Genomic DNA, 1,327 nt, shown 5'->3' on the forward strand with positions numbered 1-1,327 from the left:
TTATTACATAAAAATAATTAATTAAACAGTTGCAAGAACCCTCTTGCAACTGTTTTTTGTTTTATATCTTCTCATTTGAATTTGATTTTGAGAATGCATTTGATTTGGTGTTAACATGTAATTAGAATAGTGAGGTCTGAGATTATTATAAATATTGATAGATTCCTTTATTATTAAGTTTGTAATTTTTCTTTTTTGATGATACTTATCGATCATAAATTCTTGTTTTAAAATTCCATTAATTCTTTCTGCTATCGCATTTTCATAAGGATCTGAATTTTGGGTCATGCTGCATAATACTTTATTTTTCATAAGTTCTTTTTGATACTCATGTGCACAATATTGCAAACCTCTATCTGAATGATGGATTAGAGTTAATGTATTATGCGTTCTTTGCTTAAGAGCCATTTTAAGAGCTCTTAAACTACTTTGAGTATTGAGATTCTCAGCAACATAATACCCCATTATCTTTTTTGAATAAGCATCTGTGATCAAGCTTAGATAACACGGATTATCTCTTTTTCCGATATAAGTAATATCGGATACCCAAACTTGTTCAGGGCGATTTATTTCTAAATCTAAAATTCGATTTTTGTGCTTTCTAAACCGGTGATGTGAATTTGTGGTTATATGGTAACTGCGTTTAGGTTGTACCAATAAATGATTAGCTCTAAGTATATCAAAGAATTTATCTCTTCCAATCTTCATCAAATGGAGTTGATCCAATAAAAGATAATAGAGCTTTCTAGCACCTATTCTAGGCATTAATTGCCTAAGATCATTAACCATTAAAACAACTTCTTTAGCTTTATTTTGTTTAATTGTTGTTCTTTTAATTTTTCGATAATAAACCTGTCTGTCTATCCCGAACAAATAACAGGTAAATCCTATTGTTTGTTGTTCTCTTTCTTTGAAATGGGTGATTGTTCGGGCACAGAGTTTTTTCGGATATCAATATGATATTCTTTTTCCGCTAAATCAATCATCATATCAAATAAGATTGCTTTCTTGTCTGCAACAAAAGCCTGTCTTTCCAGGAGTGCCTTTTGTTTCTCTAAAAGTTTGACTTGAGCTTCAAGCTCCATAATCTTTTGTTCAGGTGTTTTTGCCATTTTCATAGAGGTTTGGTTTTCCCAATCAAAGTTACCAAATTTCCTAAGCCATTGGACAACTGTGCTTTTGCATTGGATGCCGTACTGCTTTGTAGCCTCCGTTGCTGTGAGTTCTCCGCGTTCTATTTCCTGAACAACTTGTAATTTAAAAGACATAGAGTAGTCTTTTTGTGTACGCTTTACATAGCGTATTTCTTGAGGTACTTCCATAATGA

The 1,327-nt window shown here is 31.8% G+C and carries 2 protein-coding genes; both read right to left on the minus strand.

All coding sequences use genetic code 11. The features are described from left to right. Positions 1 to 21: 21 nt before the first annotated feature. Positions 22 to 873: an IS3 family transposase gene (locus FLA105534_RS00070; RefSeq protein ID WP_217427675.1), complete on the minus strand. Its 852-nt coding sequence runs from the start codon at positions 871 to 873 to the stop codon at positions 22 to 24. Positions 874 to 887: 14 nt separating this feature from the next. Beyond that, positions 888 to 1,327: helix-turn-helix domain-containing protein (locus FLA105534_RS00075; protein ID WP_217427676.1), on the minus strand; the 440-nt coding region annotated here is incomplete at its 5' end.

This window comes from Flavobacterium collinsii, assembly GCF_902804485.1.
Lineage (GTDB): Bacteria > Bacteroidota > Bacteroidia > Flavobacteriales > Flavobacteriaceae > Flavobacterium > Flavobacterium collinsii.